We start from the raw sequence: 19584 nt of genomic DNA on the forward strand, positions 1-19584 counted from the left end.
ACTTTTATCCAAATTCAACCAAAGCTCGGGCCAATTTGATAGGATTAAAGCTATTTTCAACGTTGTTAGTTTTCAACTTTAACCATAGACATATTGTGGTTGTATGGCTCGCTTCCTTTTAATGACATGGCATTTCTAGCCGATTCAATATCATCAAACTTTTGATAATAAATATAGTATTTACTGGTATTTACATCAAAGAAGAAATCAATATTTGCTTGTCCTGCCGCAACCGCTTTTCTTAAAAACTCATCTCTTTTTGCCACAGTGCTATGCACACCAAGTACAACATAATATCCGCTTTCGGTATTTTTAACATCCTTAACAATTTGTATGCTGCTACTGTGCGCTTCTCCAGAGTCAAAATCTTCTGGTGCCAAAGGCTCTGAGCCTACTGGTGTAAATTGTTTTATTTGATTTAATGCTGCTCTATCCTTTAAATATCGGTCTTCTTCATTATCGTAAGCCGCACGTTTAATCCTTCTTTTTCTTTCTATTTCTGTGGCGACTTTAATCGTTTCTAAAGTAGATAGCAACCTTTCTTTAGTATTTAAAGCCTGCATTTGTTCCGTTTTTAAATCTTGAATGGCTTTAAAATAAAAGACATTGGTTTCATCATTTTTATCATTGACCGTTTTAAGTCTTTCATTATATAAAATTTCCAATTGGGCTATTTTTTGATTTTGAGATTCAATAACATTATCAATCTCATCTTTTAAAGATTCTATTTTGGCGTTTTCTGCCGATACACTTTTAAACGGTTTTGGCGCTTTGTAAATACCTTGTTCGCTTAAATCGTTTTCTTCTTTTAAATCTTTAAGATCTTGATTCTTACTATCAACAGTAGCTCCTAAACGCGTTAATAAATCCTGCTGCTCAATTTTTGAAGTCTTTGTTAATTCGGCAAGGTTTTGCATGGCCAAAGCTTCTCTATCATTAGCTGTAGGGACCATAACACCGTTTAATTGTACCGTATCTGATTTTTGCACAGCTTGTAATCTTTCTTGTTCTTTAGCTTTTTCTTCGGCTTCAGCTTGGGCGTTTTTCTCTGCCTCCAAACTTGCATCTTCTTCGGCTTGTGCAATTTTAGCCAATTCTTCTGCTTCGGCCTTAGCCTTGGTCTCAGCCGCAATTTTTGCTTTAGCCTCTTCCTCTAATTTTAATCGTGTGGCTTCTTCCGCTTTTAGTCTATTCGCCTCTTCTAACTTCAACCTTACTTCATTAGCCTTGTTCTGTGCCTCGATTTCAGCATTTTCATCCAATTCATTTTTAACCTCCTCATCGGTTATTGTTTGGGCTTCCGGCTCTGTTTTAGTCTGTCTTTGTTGCGCTGCCAGTTGTCTTTCTTCGGCTTTGGCTGTTGCTGCCAATCGTCTTGCTTCTATTCTTGCTTGTGCTTCTTCTTTAGCTATGCGTCTTTCTTCTTCTGTCAATTTAGGAGTGGTACTGTTTTTGGCCAACACTTTTCGCTTCTTTGTTGTAGACAACAGCGCTTGCTCCTCATCGTCACCACTATAGTTATAACGTTCTTGGTTTTTGAATTTGTAGGCCAAGGTAATTTCATGCGAATTACCAAAAGCTGACACATCGCCTATGGCTTTTTCATAGTTATATTCAATGGCGATTTGCGAAGTGATGTTTAATCCCAATCCGCCTGAAACCCCATAAAAACTACTATAACCAGCTTGCGCCCAAATACCTTTGGGAACGGTTAGCATAACAAGCCCTGAAATGATGGTTTGGTCTTTTTTAAACTCGGAACGCAATAATCCTGAAAATTTGCTTTCATCAAAAAAACCGCGACTATTTATATAACCCGTGTACATAAAATGACCTTGAATACTTTGCTCTGGATTGTCTTCAATCATTTCAGAGGTTAGTAAATTATATGCAACCGCATTTTTAACGGAAACACCAAAATCTACAAACGCCGTACCGTAGTTTATTCCTGGGTTTATGGTAATTATCGAATTTGATGGAATGTTTTCCAAGGATGGATCCGGAAAGTTTGTGTTAACCCTGCCTTCGTTTATACCGCTTTTGTAAAACCCAAGATTCATACCGAAGGTTAAATTGCTATCGGTATTAAGTGCCGCATTGTAGGCAAAGTTTAAAATACCGCCAAAGGTAGTTAACACCCCGTAATCTTGCTGAAACACACCGACACCAATCCCCATATTTTCCCGAAACCTGCCGGCATAACTTGCTAAATAGGTTAATGGGGCATCATCAAACTGTACCCATTGCCTTTTGTTGTAAAAGGTTATGTATTTATTTTGCTCTCTAACAAAACTAAATGTTGGGTTAATGGTGTATTTATTGAATTTCAAGGAATTTCTCGAAGGCACATCAAACGCGACAACGCCATCTTCCTGAGCATAAAACAGTTGTGTTATACAGAAAAACAAAACGATATGTAATAGCCATTTTTTCATACTATTTAACAACTGTTATCGAGCCTTTTTTAGTTTTATTATCTGAAGTGGTTATAACGTAGTAATAAACGGGATTTACACTTTTAAAATCCAATTGGTTTTCTGGCCAATTGTTTAAGTAATTATTTGTTTGAAGTATAATTTCCCCTTGTGCACTTAATATAGTTACCATAGCATTTGCTCCATTTACATACTCTTGAGGAATAACCCAAGTATCGTTTATCCCATCGCCATTGGGACTTATTAAATTAGGAATATCGGAAACATTGGGAAAGGCCGTTTGAACAGAAAATTGAAACTCCTTAGTAGTATCACAGCCTACGGTTTGTGTAATTTCAACCTTATAATTTCCTGTTTTAGTGGCCTCATAACTATTGGCAGTGGCACCAGTTATTAATGTATCATTAAAATACCATTTAAACTCAGGTGAACTAGCTGTTGTGGTTACCGTTGCCGTTAAGGTTTCTCCATCTTCAATCATATTCACTTCCGTAACATCAATTTCGCTTGTAAAACCAATTCCGTCTAAATCTATGGAGGCACTCGTGCTACAATCGCCTAAATCAATTTCAACTGAAAAAGCCCCAGTCTCATTCGTTTCATACATTTGATTTGTAGCTCCAGAAATTTCAACACCATCTTTATACCACTGGTAACTCACTCCATTTATGGCACTTAAAGTTGTAGAGCCTTGGCTGGCACAATACGGATTGCCTAAACTGGAATTAATGGTAGAGGTGCCATTTGTAGTAGATTCGCTTACCGTAACCCGGTTTGAAAACGAGTTGGACGTACACGACCCGTAATTGGTTTCGGCAAAATACGTTCCCGGTTGATTAACCGACAATGTATTACCGGAAGCTACAAAAACCGATGTAGTTGGACTGGTTTCTTTGTACCAATTAAAAGTGAGCGATGGGTATTGCAACGGCGAATCGTTGTCGCCGGTTCCCGGATTATCAATAGTTAACAAATAACTGCCACCAGAACAATACACACCTGTTTCAATTAAATTATTGATTGAAAATGGCGTGTCTTGAATTTTATAATAGGCAGGAAAAGACACAGACCCCGTACTTGTAGCAGCTGGTGCCGTGCTTTTAACTCTAACTTTATAGGATTGGCCAGCAGTATCTGTTGGCAATGAAAAACTTAAGGTTGCCGGCGATGTTGTAACCGCGCCTTGTGCAGTCGTATAAACTACGGTGGCATTTGAAAACGCTCCCGAAGCATCTGAAAGTTCGATTATAAATTGATTGGTTGAACCTAAATTGCCTTCAGGTGAAAAAGCAAAACTAATATTATAAGTATTAAATGAAGCACTTGCACAAGCTTGACTAAAACCTAAACTTGGGGTACTAATAACCACCTGAGCAGCCATGGTTTTAGGTATTGAGAGCATAAAAAAAACAACTATGTAGGTAATAGTAAAATTCTTCATTTGACATTATTTTCGTTAGAAGAGAAACAATCATCTTTGGGGCTATAGAATTTAATTTACCTGTTTTATAATTGTTGATTCAATTAAAATAATGCCTTAGCATATCAAAACAGGGTGTTTTTAAATCCTATTAAATTACACTTCTAATTGTCTACGCGCTTTAAATCTGGGTCTATTTCGTTTGAAGCTATTATTTTATTTATTCTGAGTCTATAATCTGGACGTCGTTTGTTATTCAAATCAATAAATGTTTCAGAGTTATCACTTTTAGAATACACATTAAAAAAAGCAGAATTTCCATACCAGTTTTCCAAATCTTCATTATTCATATTGTTTTCAACAAAAATGTTTCCATTGCAATTGTTAAAATACATATCGGTAAATTTGATTTTCTCTAAATTTTCTTGATTTACCTTAATTTTATCTTCAAATAAAACCGCTGGATTAAACCCAGAAATAACACTTTTATTCATTTCAAGCGATGCATTGTGCCCAACATATACAGCCTCTTTTACCAAACCTTGCTGAATGGCTGATGTTAAATCGTCGGTATCTGTTATTAAGGTTAAATTTTTTGCAACAACGGTGGTTCCTTGTTTAGAAAAATCGATTTCTTCTTTATTATCATAAGAATTAATCAATAAACATCGTGCTCCGGCGCTGTTTGACACGTAAGGCGACCGAATGGCCAAAGAGTTTGATAGCATGCACTTTGCACCAAAATTAAATTTAAAGTCGTTACTGTTAGATTTGTATGACACGGCTTTGTGCAAATAGGTTTCCCCACCCAAAATTTCAAACGAGTTACCGGCACAATGGCTTATCATTATATTTTCCAAAACGGTTTCATTGCCTACACTTGCCAGCAGAAGTCCGTTAAAATACCCATCGTTATTAATTCGTTTTCCTGCATATTCAATTCTTACATACCTTAAAATTCCAGAATTACTGGCTAAGTTTTCCCCTCCATAATTTGAATTAGCATAGGTTGTTGCATCAAGTTTAGGATAATATGACGCTACCGAGCCACTTCCAAATTTTGTTGTTGGCGCATCTCCAAGAATTATAATGCCTCCCCAATCACCGGCTCTTTTAACGCTTCTGTTTGAGGTAAATATAATAGGATCTGTTTCAATGCCATCGGCAATTATTTTTGCACCTTTAGTAATAGTAAGGGATGCTTTAGATTGATAATCACCAATTATTACCGTTCCTGGTTCTATGGTAAGTGTTGCGTTGTTTGTAATAAAAACACTTCCAGACAAAAGGTATACGTTACGTTTAGACAACTTGGTGTCTTCCGTAATATTACCGGCTAATATTTGGTTAGGCTCGCCGTGGTTTTGCGATTTGGGGTTAAACTCCGTCCAATTGTATAACCAATTATCGGTACCTATTATCCCCTTTTCTTGTTGCCCAAAAACACTGCCTGTAAATAAAAGACATATGCAAAGCAATTGAATAAAGTTTTTCATAATTAATATTTTATGTTGGAAAAACAAATTAGATTTCCTATTATATAACGTTCAAATATATAATAAAAAATCCATGAAATACCAATTTTCACGATAAAATACATAAAATTATATAATATATTTATGATTTCATCGATGAAATGCACTTTAATTAGATTTAAAATAATAGGGTAAATTCACTTTTTTGAATGAAAAAAGGAATAAAATAATATGACTTTCGTCTATTATATTATTCCTAAATTTTAAAACAAACTAAAAAAACAACTAATTGTTGAAATTAATTATTAATGAAACTCGCTATATTCATGTAAGGATTTCATGGTTTCTTCATAAAACAAAATAGCAGCGACAAGATTTGTTGTATCCGAGTAAGGCAAAATGCGCCGTTGGAATTCACCATTTGTTTCTAAAAAGCTTTTAGTGGCTTCGAATTGATCGTCCAGTGCCGATCGGTTATCTTTATCGTTTGGGATTCCCAAGGAAGTCATGGTTACACCCGGCTTAGTTGCAAATGCAATATAAGGCAGCAACTTAACAAGGCTTTCTATTCGCTCGACGTATAAATCCAGCAATTGTCCTTTTTGCATGCGCTCAAGATCTTCTTTAGTATGATATTTTTTAATAGAAACTTTATCGCTTATAATGCTTTTTGGAGCTTTATTTTTCTGAGCAAAACTAAGGCCTGTAACTAAAAAAAAGCTAAAACTTATTAATATAATTCTTATTTTCATGTCGAAGATTTAGGGGTTCAAACCACAAATTTATGTAATTAATCGTAAAAAACAAGCGTTTTATCGATTTTTTAATAATATTTTTTCACTCAAAAGATAAAATGTGATTTGAAATGGTGCAAAAACCCTATTTAGATTTAGTAAATACCTGAAAGTAAAACTGATACTGTATAAACCCATTATCAAAACTATTTAAGATTTTATAATTGCTTTGCAAAGTCTATTTTTGCAAACAACATGGATTCATTAACACAAATAGTATTAGGGGCTGCCGTTGGCGAAGCCATATTAGGAAAAAAAGTAGGCAATAAAGCTGTTTTATATGGTGCCATTGCCGGCACTATTCCAGATTTAGACATTTTCGCATCCCACTTTACAGATACCGTAACGGCGCTGTCTATCCACCGTGGGTTTACACACTCCGTTGCGTTTGCCGTACTTTTTGCACCGCTTTTTGGGTGGCTGGTTTCTAGGTTTGAAACCTATAAAAAATTTAAAGGCTGGTCTTGGTTATTTTTTTGGGGATTTTTAACGCATTCCATTTTAGATGCCCACACCACTTGGGGCACACAACTATTTTGGCCTTTTGACTTGCGGTTGGCGTTTAAAACCATTTTTGTAATCGATCCTCTTTACACCTTGCCGTTTTTAGTGTTTTTAATTTTGGCAATGTTCCAGAAAAAAACCTCCAAAAAACGGCGCTATTACAATAATATCGGTTTAATTATCAGTACCACATATTTGGCTTTGACCTTTGTTTTAAAATGGGCAGCGTTTAGAGAGTTTGAAGATGCGCTACTAAACCAAGGCATAAGCTATCAACAAATAGACACCAGACCATCACCGCTTAACACCATACTTTGGAGCGTAAATGTTGATACCAATAATGCTTATTTGTTGGGTAATTATTCTTTTTTTGACACACAACCCATCACTTTTGAAACTTATAAAAAAAATCATGAGTTACTGGGAAAACTTATTGACAACGAAAAGGTTAAACAGATGATTGCTGTTTCTGAAGGTTGGTACACCATCACCAAAAAAAACAATAAATTATTTTATAACGACTTACGGTTTGGGCTTTTAAGCATGACACCAAACGCCCAAGATTTTGTATTTCAGTATGAAATTCGAGTAGACGAATTTGGCGATGTTCAATTTATAGAACAAGAAAAAAACAAGCGCGATGGAAAAAAACTATTAGCCGATTTGTGGGTGCGCTTAAAAGGGAATTGATGGTGCTAATTTTTTCAATGTTCATGTCTAAAAACAAGAAAGCCGCTATATATTTGGTACTAGCACATAAACAAATATCCTAAAATCTAGGATACGTTTTATGGATATACTCCATAACGTTATTCACAATCCTATCACATTTAGAGTTACCAAACTCAAAAATATTCATGTAATCGGTTAAGCTCAAAATGGAATTTTGAAGCATTTTCCTTGCTCTATGTAAACGAACTTTAACATTACTATTACTCAAGTTTAAACATTTTGATATATCAGAAATGGCTAGCCCTTCAACCTCTTTAAGCATAAATACTATTTTATATTTTTCTGGAAGTGTATCAATGGCTTTTTCCATAAAACAGGAGGATTCTTTATACATAGCTTTGTGTTCAGGGTTCATAATTGTCCGGTCTTCAATTTGTAAAACATAATCGTCTTGTTGCAAAGCAACAGTTTTATATTTTGAACTCTTTCTTTTTTTCTGTAAGGCCTCATTTATGCCTATTCGTATTAACCAAGTAGAAAACATAGCGTTATTATTAAATTGGTACAATTTCTCAAATGCCTTGATATAAGTGTCTTGCATAATGTCTTCTACATCGGTTTCAACATCAACATAGCTTCTTATTGTTCTAAACAACAACTCATTATAACGGCGTAAAAGTATCTCAAATAATTCTATTTCCCCATCTAGTACTTTCTCAATGATCAAAGCTTCATTAAGTTCAATTTTGATTGTTGGGTTGCCTTTCATATCTATATAATTTCTTATTGGATGCAAATTTCTTTTTAAGGTTACAGTATTTGTAACCTTTTTTTAAGAATCTCATCTAAAGAAACAAAACCTTACGGGTTTGAAGAATTCACTGAAGTTTTAATTTTTAATATCCTATAACTTTGAACTATTTATCCACAGTATTAAACAAATCATGGTTGGCACACAATGTTATTCAATTGTCAATTGAAAAGCCAGAACCATTTACTTATAACCTTGGTCAAGCAGTAGAAATATCCTTACCTGAGGGCAAAAATTTTTTAAAAGCCCCCTTTACACTTACGAGTATTTATGAAAAGGATAAAGACCTACAGTTTATTATAAAAATCTATCAAAAACACCATGGAATTACCGCTAAACTAGCCCAATTAAAAGTTAATGATAGCATTTTAATTTCTGAAGCATGGGATTCCTTCACATACAAAGGTCCGGGAGTATTTATTGCTGCTGGCTCTGGAATAACACCCTTTATCCCCATACTAAGATTGCTAAAAGAACAAAATAATATAGAAGGCCATCGTTTAATTTTTGCCAACAGAAAAGCACAAGACATCATCCTTAAAAAGGAGCTTAAAGAAATATTACAAAACAGGTTTCACAATATATTAAGTAGAGATCATCTAAGTCATCACGCTTTTGGCCATATAGATTATGAATTTTTAGAAGCAACTATAAGTAACACCAATCAAAATTTTTATTTATGCGGACCTATCTCCTTGCTAAAAAGTGCAAAAAAGGACTTAGTTAAACTCGGTGTTAATCAAAATTTAATCCAAACAATATATTAAACCCATGAAAATTAACGGTAAAGGAATGTATAAAACCGAGGTTTTATCAAGTAATAGCATTCAAGAATTACATCAAAACACAATATATCAAGAAAAATTAGAAGCCATAGAATATCATTTTGGTAAAATAATGGAAACGTTAGGGTTAAACCTTGACAATCCAAGTTTAAAAGACACCCCAAAACGAGTGGCAAAAATGTATATCAATGAGATTTTTAGAGGGCTGGATGAAAATAATTTTCCAAAAATATCTTTTTTCGAAAACGCTAGTGGTTATCGTGAAATGGTTGTGGTTGATAACATTGCGGTACACTCTTATTGCAAGCATCATTTTGTTCCTTTTTTCGGAAAAGCAGCAGTGGCTTATATTCCAAAAGACAGAGTTATTGGGTTGTCCAAAATTAATCGCATTGTTCAGTTCTATGCCAGCAAACCTCAAATACAAGAAAAACTTACAGTTGAAATTGGACAAAAACTAAAAGATTTATTAAAAACAGACGATTTGGCCATTTATATCGAAGCTAACCATTTATGCATAGCTTCTCGTGGTATTAAAGACAGGGACAGTATTACTAAAACAACTTTTTTTAGTGGAAAATTTTCAAAAGATAAAGAAAAGTCAAGATTTATTAATTCTATAACCAAATAACTTTTTTAGAGAAAATTTGTAACCCCTAAAGCTTATTTGCATCAAAAAGGCAAATACATTTAAAAACAACAAAATTATGAATACAAAAATTAAAATTACGTTGATTATGACTTGCGTATTGTTATTATCGATACCAAACATGATGTGGGGCCAAGAAACGCCAAAATTAAATGATTCAGAAATAGCTTCTGTGGCTGTTGTTGCCAATCAAATAGATATTGATTATGCAAAAATGGCTATTAAGCGGTCTAAAAACAAAGAGGTTATTGATTTTGCCAACAGGATGATGGAAGATCATAACGCTGTAATTCAACAAGCCGTTGCGTTGGTTACAAAACTAGGTGTAACTCCCAAAGATAATGAGGTAAGCCAATCTTTGTTAAAACAATCAAAAGAAACCCTTAAAAAGCTCAAAAAAACCAAAAAACAAGATTTTGACAAAACCTACATTGATAACGAAGTTGCATACCATAAAGCAGTTATTGATGCAGTTAACGGCTTATTAATTCCGCAAGCCAAAAATGCAGAATTAAAAAACCTATTGGAGGCAGTTGTTCCGGCATTAGAAGCACATTTGGGGCATGCAAAAATGGCACGAAGTAAAATTTCAAAATAATGCGAACACATAAATCTTCAATTTCAAAATATTTACTGTTTTTTGCGGCATTAATTTTACTGATAATGTTTTTAATGGGTTATAAAAATCCAGAAAACAATGTGGGTTTTTCCAAAGCGCCCACAACACATACGGTAACCATATTTAGAATGAAATTTAATCCCGCCAATTTAACCGTAAAAAAAGGAGATACTGTTGTTTGGATTAATAAAGATTTTGTGCCTCATGATGTTACCGAAGAGCTAAGCCATAAATGGACGTCAAAACCTTTTAATAAAGGCGAAAAGTGGTCGAAAGTAATTAATGAGGACATCGAGTATTTCTGCAATCTTCATAAGGTCATGAAAGGTACTATTACACTAGCTAAATAATAATAAAATAAGTAATTATGAAATTAAATAATATCATTAAAATAATTGGAGTTTTCATTTTTTTAATCACTGCAGTGGGTTGTGATAGAGACGATTCTGGTACTATTATCACAATCCCACCGGGTGAGGGTAATTTAAATTTACCCCCATTAGATCCACAATTGGTGGAACAAGGAAAACAAGTTTTTAGATACGATACGTTTGGTGATGAAACATTTTGGACCGATGTATTACAAATGAATCAAGTCATAGAAAGTGCTGTGAGTCCTGCCACAGCGTTAAGTGTTGGGTTGAAAGTTGATGCCGCGGCTTTACCAGAAGCCGTGGTAACAGCTATTCAAAACGGAGATGTAGATTTAGAAGATCCGCAAACCACATTAACACTCTTGCAACTTAACGCTGTAGTTGGTGTTCAAGGACAGGTTAGCGAAAAAGAAGATGGTAGTTTAAAATTAGATCGTGTGGGTATTACTTGTGCCCTATGCCACTCAACTGTTGACGACTCATTTGCTCCTGGAATAGGGAATCGATTGGACGGTTGGGCCAACAGAGATTTAAACCCAGGATTAATCATTTCATTATCGCCAGCTTTAGATCAAGCTACTAAAGATATTTATGCGTCTTGGGGACCCGGAATTTACGACCCAAGATTCAATAATGATGGCATAAACAACCCCGTGGTTATTCCTCCTGCATTTGGTTTATATGGTTTACCCAAAGCTATTTTTACAGGTGATGGCGATGTAGAGCACGAACCCGTAGGGCCAGTGGCTTATTGGAATAGATATGTGGCCGTAACTCAAATGCGAGGCCACGGATATTTTGAAGACCCACGCCTTGGTTTGGTAGTAGACAACAGAGAAGGCGACGACTTAGTAACAGATAAACTACCGGCATTGCAAGCATATCAATTTTCAATATCCGCACCAAAGCCACCAACGGGTTCTTTTGATATGGCTGCAGCTGAACGAGGCAAGGTGCTGTTTTCGGGAAAAGGACAGTGTGCAACCTGCCATTCCGGGCCCTTATTTACCGATGTTATTGAAGGCGGAAAATTGCACCCACAAAGTGCATCGGTGGCAATTGATAAAGATTATGTAAAGCGATCTGCAACAAAACTTTGGCGGGTTACACCATTGAAAGGTATTTGGCAGCATCCCCCATATTTTCACGATGGCTCTGCAGCAACATTGGCCGATGTGGTTGAAAGATATAACCTAGAAAACAATCTTAACCTAAGCGCTTCTGAAAAGACTGATCTTACCGAATATTTAAAATCTATTTAAAAAAAGGGGTTAGTAAACCAAAAGTGGTTGTTTATGTTGCTTTTTTAAATGCATCTCTTTTAAAAGCGGAATTCCCTAAGGGAATCTATTTTAAAAAGGAGGTGCATTTTTTTTAAAATAGCCAAACATCAACCTATTAAAGACCTATGCATTTACAAGACCTCCCTCCTCTTTCTGTGTAATGAAAAACCATGCTAAAAGTTATCGGCACTGGTTTTATAATATTTCAACTATTTACAAGTTTTAATGAAACACTTAACACATATTTTATTTTCAACCAGAACCATGACCGTTCTGTTATTGGTATTCGCCATATCCATGGCCGTAGCCACTTTTATTGAAAATGATTATGATACCGCTACGGCGAAAACATTAATTTACAACGCTACTTGGTTTGAAATCCTTATGCTTTGGCTTATTGCCTTGTTTACCGTTAATATAAAAACCTATAGGCTTACAAGAAGAGAAAAGTGGCCAATACTCGTATTTCATTTGGCATTTATTTTTATGTTTTTAGGAGGTGCAATTACTCGATATACGGGCTTTGAAGGACAAATGCCCATTGAAGAAGGACAAACCACCAATAAGATAATCAGCGACCTTACCTATTTCAAACTAGTGGTCTCTGATGGGAATAAAACACTCAGTTACGACAAGCATCCATATATGATGTCATATTTTAACGCTAAAAACACAAAGTGGCCCTTTAAAAGAACTTTCAAACAAAATTATAAGTTTGATGATAAAATTATTACACTTAAAACACTCGACTACATCCCGTTAGCGAAAGATTCCATTCAAAAAACAGAAGAAGGAGAGAAAATGCTCCATATAATAACTATTGAACAAGGTAGCCGAAAAAATAATTATATACGAATTGGGGAAACTAAAAAAATCAATGGGATGTTATTTAGTTTCAACAAGCCAATTAAAGGTGCTGTTCAGTTGGAAGAAAAAGGAGGTATTCTTAAAATTGCCCTTCCTACAAACGGTCAATATTTTTCCATGGAAGGTCAACAAAAAGGCGTGGTAATCGACTCGTCTTTATTCGCTCAAAACTCAGGAACAATCAAAGCAAATAAATATACATTATTAAACAAAAGGGCCCTTTATACAGTAAACAACACCAGTTTTATTATTCCAAAAAACACCTTTAGAGGAAAAATCGTTTATTATAAAAGTGATAAGAGCAATCCTAACAATAAAAATCTTTTGGATATTATCCGGTTAAAAGTAAGCTCGGGAAAATTCGCGGACACCCTGATAATCAAGGGAGGAAAAGGCATCACCCAGTTTGATAAAACCATAACTATCAACGGTTTAAATGTATCTTTAGGATTTGGCTCTAAAATATTATACACAGACTTTCATTTACGCTGTGATGATTTTTTGCTTGAACGCTACCCAGGGTCTAACAATCCCTCTTCGTACGAGAGCAAAATAACGGTTATAGACACCGGTTATAAAAAACAACATCATATCTATATGAATAATGTTATGGATTATAAAGGATATCGTTTTTTTCAAGCCAGTTATTTTCCGGATGAAACGGGAACCATTCTTTCGGTGAATGCAGATAAGTGGGGAACTAACATGACCTATTTCGGATATTCATTATTATTTATTGGTATGTTTTTTACCTTATTTTGGAAAGATACTTATTTCTGGAAGCTGAATAAATCATTAAAAAAAACACATAAAAAAAACCGCAATCTGTTTCATTTGTTATTGCTTGTAGCTTTTTTAGGTGGCACTACCCCCTGTATTGCCCAAAACAATAAAGCCGAAATTACAGACACGGCAAGAGCTAAGCAGCCACTTCTTGGAGCAAACGCTCAATTTGCTAAACCAGAAGAACTTGGACCAAATAGAATTATTAATCCTAATCATGCCAAAAAATTTGGGCATCTTTTGGTTCAGGATTTTCAAGGTAGAATAAAACCTATGAACACACACACCTTAGAACTACTTAGAAAACTTTACAAAAAAGACGCTTATCAAAATAATAATATTCGTATAAATTCTAACCAATGGTTTATTTCAATGCAAATTGACCCTGGTTTTTGGGCAGACAAACCTTTGATAAAAGTTAGTAAAAAAGGAGGTGATAAACTTATTAAAGAAACTGGTGCTAATAGGGAAGGCTACACATCATATACAAATCTTGTTGACACAAATACCGGAATTTATAAGCTAGATGAACAAAACAGCAAATCTTTTAGTAAACGAAAAGCCGACCAATCCAATTATGACAAAGCCGTAATAGAAGTAACCGAACGATTCAATATTTTTAGCAATATTGCATTTGGGTATTACACAACGGCAATTCCTATAAAAAACGACCCCTTAAATACATGGACGAGTTGGATTTATAGTACTAATGAAAATGTAGTTGAAATTGACAAAACCGCATATGGGTTTTTGAACGATTATTTTAATGGTGTTAAAAAAGGTTTAAAAACCCAAAACTGGACTAAAGCAGATCAAGTTCTTGAAAACATAAATTCATTTCAACAAAATTTTGGAAAAGACGTTGTCCCAACAGCCTTAAAAGTGAATTTGGAAATTCTTTATAACCATTTAAACATTTTCTTTTGGTTAATGATTGCTTACAGTTTTTTGGGGCTTTTTATGATAATTCTTGGTTTTGCAGAGGTGTTTTCAATAGAATCGAAGCAGAATCGGAGTATTCGTTTTTTAATTAAATCAATGTCGGTGTTACTAATTGTGGCATTAATTATTCAAACAACAGCCTTAGCGGTCCGCTGGTTTCTTTCAGGGCACGCACCATGGAGCAACGGTTATGAAGCCATCATATTTATTTCAGCTATGGGTGTACTAGCCGGACTATTGCTTTATAAAAACCGGAATGCTTTTATTCCTGCTGCTGGGGCCTTGGTAGCTATGATTATGATGGGCTTTGCGCACGGTGGCTCCATGCTCGATCCTCAGATCACTCCTTTAGAGCCAGTTTTAAAATCTTATTGGCTTATGATACACGTTGGTATTATTACTTCCAGTTATGGTTTTTTTGGGTTATCGGCAGTGTTGAGCACCATTTCACTCATATTATTTAGTGCTAAACCCACTAAAAAAACAAAACATGCCATTAAAGAGCTGACCATAGTTAACGAAATGGCTTTAACCATAGGCATTTTTGCGCTAACCATAGGCACGTTTTTGGGTGGCATGTGGGCCAATGAGAGTTGGGGGCGCTATTGGAGTTGGGACCCTAAAGAAACTTGGGCATTTATTTCGGTTATTATTTATGCGGTCGTGCTTCATTTAAGATTGGTTCCGAAGCTTCGAGGTAAACTTACCTTTAATATAGCCAGCCTGTGGGCAATTTGGTCAATTATATTTACATATTTTGGGGTTAACTATTACTTAGCAGGTTTACACTCTTATGCAGCTGGCGACCCAATTCCAATTCCTATATGGATTTATATTACGGCTTGTTGTATGTTAATCTTATCATTAACCGCTTATTTAAAACATAGAAACAAACAATACATTAATTAAATAATTAACTAAGCTTGATGATTGGTTTACTTTATGATTAATGATTTTATTATAAATGAGTGATTAAAATTTGTAACCAGTCTGAATATAGTTTTGATTTACACCTATAGTGATTAAGTGCGCTTTTACATCTTCTTCAAATTTTTTAGGGCCACAAACATAAAAATGCTATTCTGTGTTTTTGATAAATTTTATTAAGTAATCTTTATCAATTTTACCAAAATGAAGATTTTTAGATTTAGTTCTACTTAAAGTAACAAACAACTTGGAGCTAAATAACTTTTTTAACTTTGTGTAAAATAAAATATCCTCTTTAGTCTTATTGGCATAAATTAATCTATGCTCTTTCTTTAAATCAATTCCTTTATCCCGCATGTCTTTAAATATGGGTAAAAAAGGCGTAATACCAGTCCCTGCAGCTATAAAAGTTCCTCTGCCATTATATTCGTAAGAATCCCAAGCTTTGGAAAGTTGAACTACGTCATTAGGTAATAATTGGGCAATACCTTTTGTAAGACCATTTGAATTTGGATATATTTTTATAACAAACTCTAAATAATCGTCTGATGCTTCATTAACTAAAGTAAAAGGAGCTACAGATAGTTCGTAACCAGGTTTATCGATACTCAAATCAACTGCTTGACCAGCCACAAAATTGAATTTAAATGGTTTCGTTACCCTTAATAAAATAACGTCATGACTAATGGTTATAACATTAATAACCTTTGCTTTGTACGGAAAAATAAAACCCATCTCTTATAAAGTTTAAAAATCTTTATTTTTGGATGCATTTTTACTTAATTAGTTACAAAAAACCTCTCCATTTATGTAGCTGTTTTGTGGGAATAAAAATGAGGTGAAATTTTATATCAAACTATTAAGTTGATCAATAAAATAGAATTATACCAAAGTACGATTGAAAATAGTCTTAAACTTACGGCATCGCATAAAAAATGTTTATTCACACGAAGCTCATACATTTCGTAAACCCGATGTCACTAAATATAATACACGTAATAGCTCTAATGCAATTTGCTGTAGACAACTGGCATTTGTCCTTTCCAAGTAGCCCACAAGTTGTCGTTATCGATTAAGTTTGCCATAAAGTGGCCAACATTTATACGACTCACTTTACCCGCATTAAAAATGGCGCTCCGTGTTGGTGAAGGGTGTATTTCGTAAGCAGTTACTTTGTCCTCGTTAATTAAGCCATCTGGCCTAACTGCAACCCATTCAATAAAATTATTGTTTTGACCAATTTGTGTTCGTAAATAATCTGCTGCTTTTTCATTATCTACATGAGGTGGCAACAACAAACGAAGAAGCCCAATAACACATTTTTGCGCAAAAGAAATAGGTTCGTTTAAGTCGCGATTTCGATTGCCAGTCGTATTCATTAATACAAACTTTGTTGGACTTTGCGGATGGTTTGATTTTATAGCATGGCATAAGCGTCGCGTAGCATCTGTTACGAGTTTTCTTGGTTGTCCGTAAATGCCTTTAAAAGTTAAGTTATGCCCGAGGCAAGACGCAACGGCTTGACAATCCTTGACTATTTCAACCATTTCCGTATCACTTAGTTCTAATATACTAGCAGAAATAATTTCCAGATTACCATTGGTTTTCCATGATTCCGGTAACTTTTCAGGCGATCTTACAATTACTTTTACTTGGTGGTTTTTAGCCAAAAGCTGTTCTACTAATTTACTTCCTGTGGCACCACTGGCACCCACTACTAAAACTGTCATACTGATTTATTTTGATTGCATTATTTGTTTTATAGACGATGTATTAGTACAATTGTTTCACTTAAAGACCTTTTGCTTTACGTAATATTTTAACAACGCGTGTATATGTTATCTCCAACAAATTCCATTGGTAGCCTTCAAAATCGGTTGTGTTCATAAATTGAACGACAACAGCATCAATATCCTTATGGTATTCTGCCATACATTGGTAACCTGGAGCCAATCCGCCATGATTAAATTCATAGATTGAGGCATAGATTTCCATTTCGTTTTCATTAAGTAATGTACCATCATTTAAAGCTCTTAAAAAAATACCAACATCTTCTGCTGTAGCTATCATCATTCCATTATTCTCGTTTTTGAAGTCTTTTTCAATGCCAACATAATAACCACTCATAACATCGTCCACATTTACGTCATCAATTGAACCAAAAGTATTCTTCAACCCAAGTGGCATTAATATTTCCTTGTTGAAATAGTCTTGACGGCTACCTCCTGTAACTTGCTCTATGATTCTTGAAAGCAATAAATAATTCGTATTTGAATAACCATAATCTTTGTTTGGCTCGAAGTCTGCCGGTAAATCCAATGCATATTGAAGCACATCTATATTGGTGTTTGGTTGGTTTTTCCAAAAATCAGGATTGTCCGTGAAATTAGGAATGCCACTTCTGTGTTGTACCATCATTCGTAAGGTGATTTTATCAGCATTTTCTATTCTTCCTACGAGTTCTGGAAAGTAATCAGCTACTGTTTTATCCAAAGACAAAAAATTGTCATTAGCCAATTTAGTGATAGCAACTGCAACATAAACCTTGCTAATACTTGCAATTTTGAACAAAGCATTAGGATTGGCTGGTATTTTTTCTTCTTTATTATGATAACCAGCTGTATAGAATGCTGGAGGTTTGCCGGCTTCATCTACATATACAATAACGCCATCAAAACCATAACTTAAAGTTTGATCGACTTGCTCCTGTACCGTATCTGGCAGTGGTAATATCCATGCTTTTACCAATATCCAGGGCACAAACCATAAGGAAATTAAAGTCCCAACAAGTAATACGATTCTAAAAATTTGTTTTCCTTTACTTATTTTCTTTGAGGTATTCTTCATGAACCTATAATTTAATGGTTTTTTAATTTATGGTGCAAATATGGTTGATAACGCAATAAAAATAAATTATCAATTACCGAACTGTATAATAGTATGGATGAATTGATTAACTACACATGGTACAGTATTGTTCAATTATAACAATTGGCGCTAAAGCCACAGCATTTCCCTAAAATTATCACGTTAAAATTAAAACTATTTATATTATATTTAATTAGAAGAATATTAAATATATAAGTATGAGCGAAAAAAGGAAACTAGACCAGGAAAAGTTGCACCGTTTAATGTACACTTTATTCTATCCCGCAGTCTTAGGCACATTATTTATGCTTATTGTACTTGGTGGCTTTAACAAAGAAAAAATTCAAATTGGTTTTGCCATGTTTTTAGCATTGTACTTTAGTGTTCAGCATATTCAAAATAACGACAATTCGGATAAAGATTATATGGGTTTGGATTTTATATTCGATATTTTGGAACTTGCCAGCATGTTCTTTTTATTTTATCTTTTAGGAATTACCGAAAGCGTTTTAAATCCACAGTGGTGTGCATTTTATTTGGTACTTATATTTTCTTTTTTTATTCCGATACTAACCAGAATCTTTAAGCAAATATGTTATAGCCGCAGTTTTGATAAGAATGACAAAGAATTAAGCAGTATGTCATTAATAGCTATGTTGATTGGACTATTTAATATTATTTTACCGTTTGAAAACGTTAGAATAATCTCTTTAGCTTTATTGTTTTTAATGTTTGTATTTTACTCCTTTTTTTATGTTTTATTTACCAAACCTAAATAGAAATAATATTATGGAGAGTATTTCTCTAATGATTTTTTCCATTGAAACTCTTTCTTTTAAAAAGCCATAAACCATTGAAATTCTACGTTGGTTCCTAACCAAGTTACTCGATCCTTTTTTGATATTATTATATTGCTGAAAATGACTATAAAATTATCAAAAGCGGTATCGTTAGATATACATATGTGTTTTTTAAAAGATCCGGGAAAACTTTATGGAATGTTAGCGGCTCTTAATTCTTCCTTTGAAATAATAAGGGCCATTTTCAAGATTTTTATTATAAATGAATTTACTTCCCGATACAATATGTAATTTACCTTATATTTATTGGGGTTAGAGCATTTGGGCAACAAATAGGATACAAAAAACACCTAAAAAGGATAAATTAAAGACAATTATTAATAAATTCAATTACGAATATAGCATAAAAAAACCACTCATAAAGAGTGGTTTCATACATAAAAACATCAACCGTTAATTAGCTGTTCCAGAGCCTAAATAAACGCTGTTTGAGACAATACTACCATCAGCAGTAATAAACGCCATAAATAGCTCTACTGTATCTCCTGCATAGGTATTTGGAATTGTAATGATTTG

At 34.3% G+C, this 19584-nt stretch carries 17 protein-coding genes; 8 read left to right on the plus strand and 9 right to left on the minus strand.

The annotated features are described in order from the left end of the window. Positions 1-65: 65 nt before the first annotated feature. From ACN5J7_RS11295 to ACN5J7_RS11310, 4 genes are all read right to left on the minus strand, one after another. Positions 66-2435, minus strand: coding sequence for a PorP/SprF family type IX secretion system membrane protein (locus ACN5J7_RS11295; protein WP_418603974.1), 2370 nt, complete (start codon positions 2433-2435; stop codon positions 66-68). A gap of 1 nt (position 2436) precedes the next feature. Then, positions 2437-3876 (minus strand): gliding motility-associated C-terminal domain-containing protein, encoded by a 1440-nt coding sequence (locus ACN5J7_RS11300; protein WP_418603975.1) that lies wholly within the window; start codon positions 3874-3876, stop codon positions 2437-2439. A 143-nt stretch (positions 3877-4019) separates the two neighbouring features. Next, a complete protein-coding gene (locus ACN5J7_RS11305) occupies positions 4020-5351 on the minus strand; it encodes a hypothetical protein (protein ID WP_418603976.1) in 1332 nt (443 codons plus the stop codon). A gap of 284 nt (positions 5352-5635) precedes the next feature. Beyond that, positions 5636-6082 (minus strand): hypothetical protein, encoded by a 447-nt coding sequence (locus ACN5J7_RS11310; protein ID WP_311938033.1) that lies wholly within the window; start codon positions 6080-6082, stop codon positions 5636-5638. 237 nt (positions 6083-6319) lie between these two features. Between ACN5J7_RS11310 and ACN5J7_RS11315 the strand changes: the two genes are divergently transcribed. Then, positions 6320-7318: a metal-dependent hydrolase gene (locus ACN5J7_RS11315; protein ID WP_311938032.1), complete on the plus strand. Its 999-nt coding sequence runs from the start codon at positions 6320-6322 to the stop codon at positions 7316-7318. Positions 7319-7397: 79 nt separating this feature from the next. Here the strand turns inward: ACN5J7_RS11315 and ACN5J7_RS11320 are convergent, their stop codons facing one another. Then, entirely contained in the window at positions 7398-8069 is a 672-nt protein-coding gene (locus tag ACN5J7_RS11320) for an RNA polymerase sigma factor (protein ID WP_418603977.1), read from the minus strand. A gap of 179 nt (positions 8070-8248) precedes the next feature. On the opposite strand from ACN5J7_RS11320, the gene ACN5J7_RS11325 reads away from it, so the two are divergent. From ACN5J7_RS11325 to ccsA, 6 genes are all read left to right on the plus strand, one after another. Next, positions 8249-8878 (plus strand): flavodoxin reductase, encoded by a 630-nt coding sequence (locus ACN5J7_RS11325; RefSeq protein WP_418603978.1) that lies wholly within the window; start codon positions 8249-8251, stop codon positions 8876-8878. Positions 8879-8882: 4 nt separating this feature from the next. Next, positions 8883-9527 carry a GTP cyclohydrolase I FolE gene (gene folE / locus ACN5J7_RS11330; protein WP_418603979.1) on the plus strand — a complete coding sequence of 215 codons (645 nt, stop codon included), beginning with the start codon at positions 8883-8885 and terminating at the stop codon, positions 9525-9527. Positions 9528-9603: 76 nt separating this feature from the next. Next, positions 9604-10143 carry a DUF4142 domain-containing protein gene (locus ACN5J7_RS11335; protein ID WP_311938025.1) on the plus strand — a complete coding sequence of 180 codons (540 nt, stop codon included), beginning with the start codon at positions 9604-9606 and terminating at the stop codon, positions 10141-10143. After that, a complete protein-coding gene (locus tag ACN5J7_RS11340) occupies positions 10143-10514 on the plus strand; it encodes a plastocyanin/azurin family copper-binding protein (RefSeq protein WP_311938023.1) in 372 nt (123 codons plus the stop codon). The genes ACN5J7_RS11335 and ACN5J7_RS11340 overlap by 1 nt, the downstream gene beginning before the upstream one ends. A 17-nt stretch (positions 10515-10531) precedes the next feature. Continuing rightward, entirely contained in the window at positions 10532-11800 is a 1269-nt protein-coding gene (locus tag ACN5J7_RS11345; RefSeq protein ID WP_418603980.1) for a hypothetical protein, read from the plus strand. Positions 11801-12046: 246 nt separating this feature from the next. Further along, positions 12047-15322, plus strand: a complete 3276-nt coding sequence (gene ccsA, locus ACN5J7_RS11350) for a cytochrome c biogenesis protein CcsA (RefSeq protein WP_418603981.1) — start codon at positions 12047-12049, stop codon at positions 15320-15322. Between the two features lie 168 nt (positions 15323-15490). Here the strand turns inward: ccsA and ACN5J7_RS11355 are convergent, their stop codons facing one another. The 3 genes from ACN5J7_RS11355 to ACN5J7_RS11365 form a co-directional block, all read right to left on the minus strand. Beyond that, positions 15491-16075 (minus strand): FAD-binding oxidoreductase, encoded by a 585-nt coding sequence (locus tag ACN5J7_RS11355; RefSeq protein WP_418603982.1) that lies wholly within the window; start codon positions 16073-16075, stop codon positions 15491-15493. Positions 16076-16344: 269 nt separating this feature from the next. Beyond that, entirely contained in the window at positions 16345-17070 is a 726-nt protein-coding gene (locus tag ACN5J7_RS11360; protein WP_418603983.1) for an NAD(P)-dependent oxidoreductase, read from the minus strand. A gap of 61 nt (positions 17071-17131) precedes the next feature. Beyond that, entirely contained in the window at positions 17132-18187 is a 1056-nt protein-coding gene (locus ACN5J7_RS11365) for a serine hydrolase domain-containing protein (protein ID WP_418603984.1), read from the minus strand. Positions 18188-18426: 239 nt separating this feature from the next. Between ACN5J7_RS11365 and ACN5J7_RS11370 the strand changes: the two genes are divergently transcribed. Further along, on the plus strand, positions 18427-18987 hold the full coding sequence (locus tag ACN5J7_RS11370) for a hypothetical protein (protein WP_418603985.1): 561 nt from the start codon (positions 18427-18429) through the stop codon (positions 18985-18987). 474 nt (positions 18988-19461) lie between these two features. Here ACN5J7_RS11370 and ACN5J7_RS11375 read toward each other — a convergent pair whose 3' ends face one another. After that, entirely contained in the window at positions 19462-19581 is a 120-nt protein-coding gene (locus tag ACN5J7_RS11375; protein WP_418603988.1) for a DUF6266 family protein, read from the minus strand. Positions 19582-19584: the final 3 nt, after the last annotated feature.

Origin of the sequence: Hwangdonia sp. (genome assembly GCF_048381975.1) — a bacterium.
In the GTDB taxonomy this organism is placed as follows: domain Bacteria; phylum Bacteroidota; class Bacteroidia; order Flavobacteriales; family Flavobacteriaceae; genus Hwangdonia; species Hwangdonia seohaensis.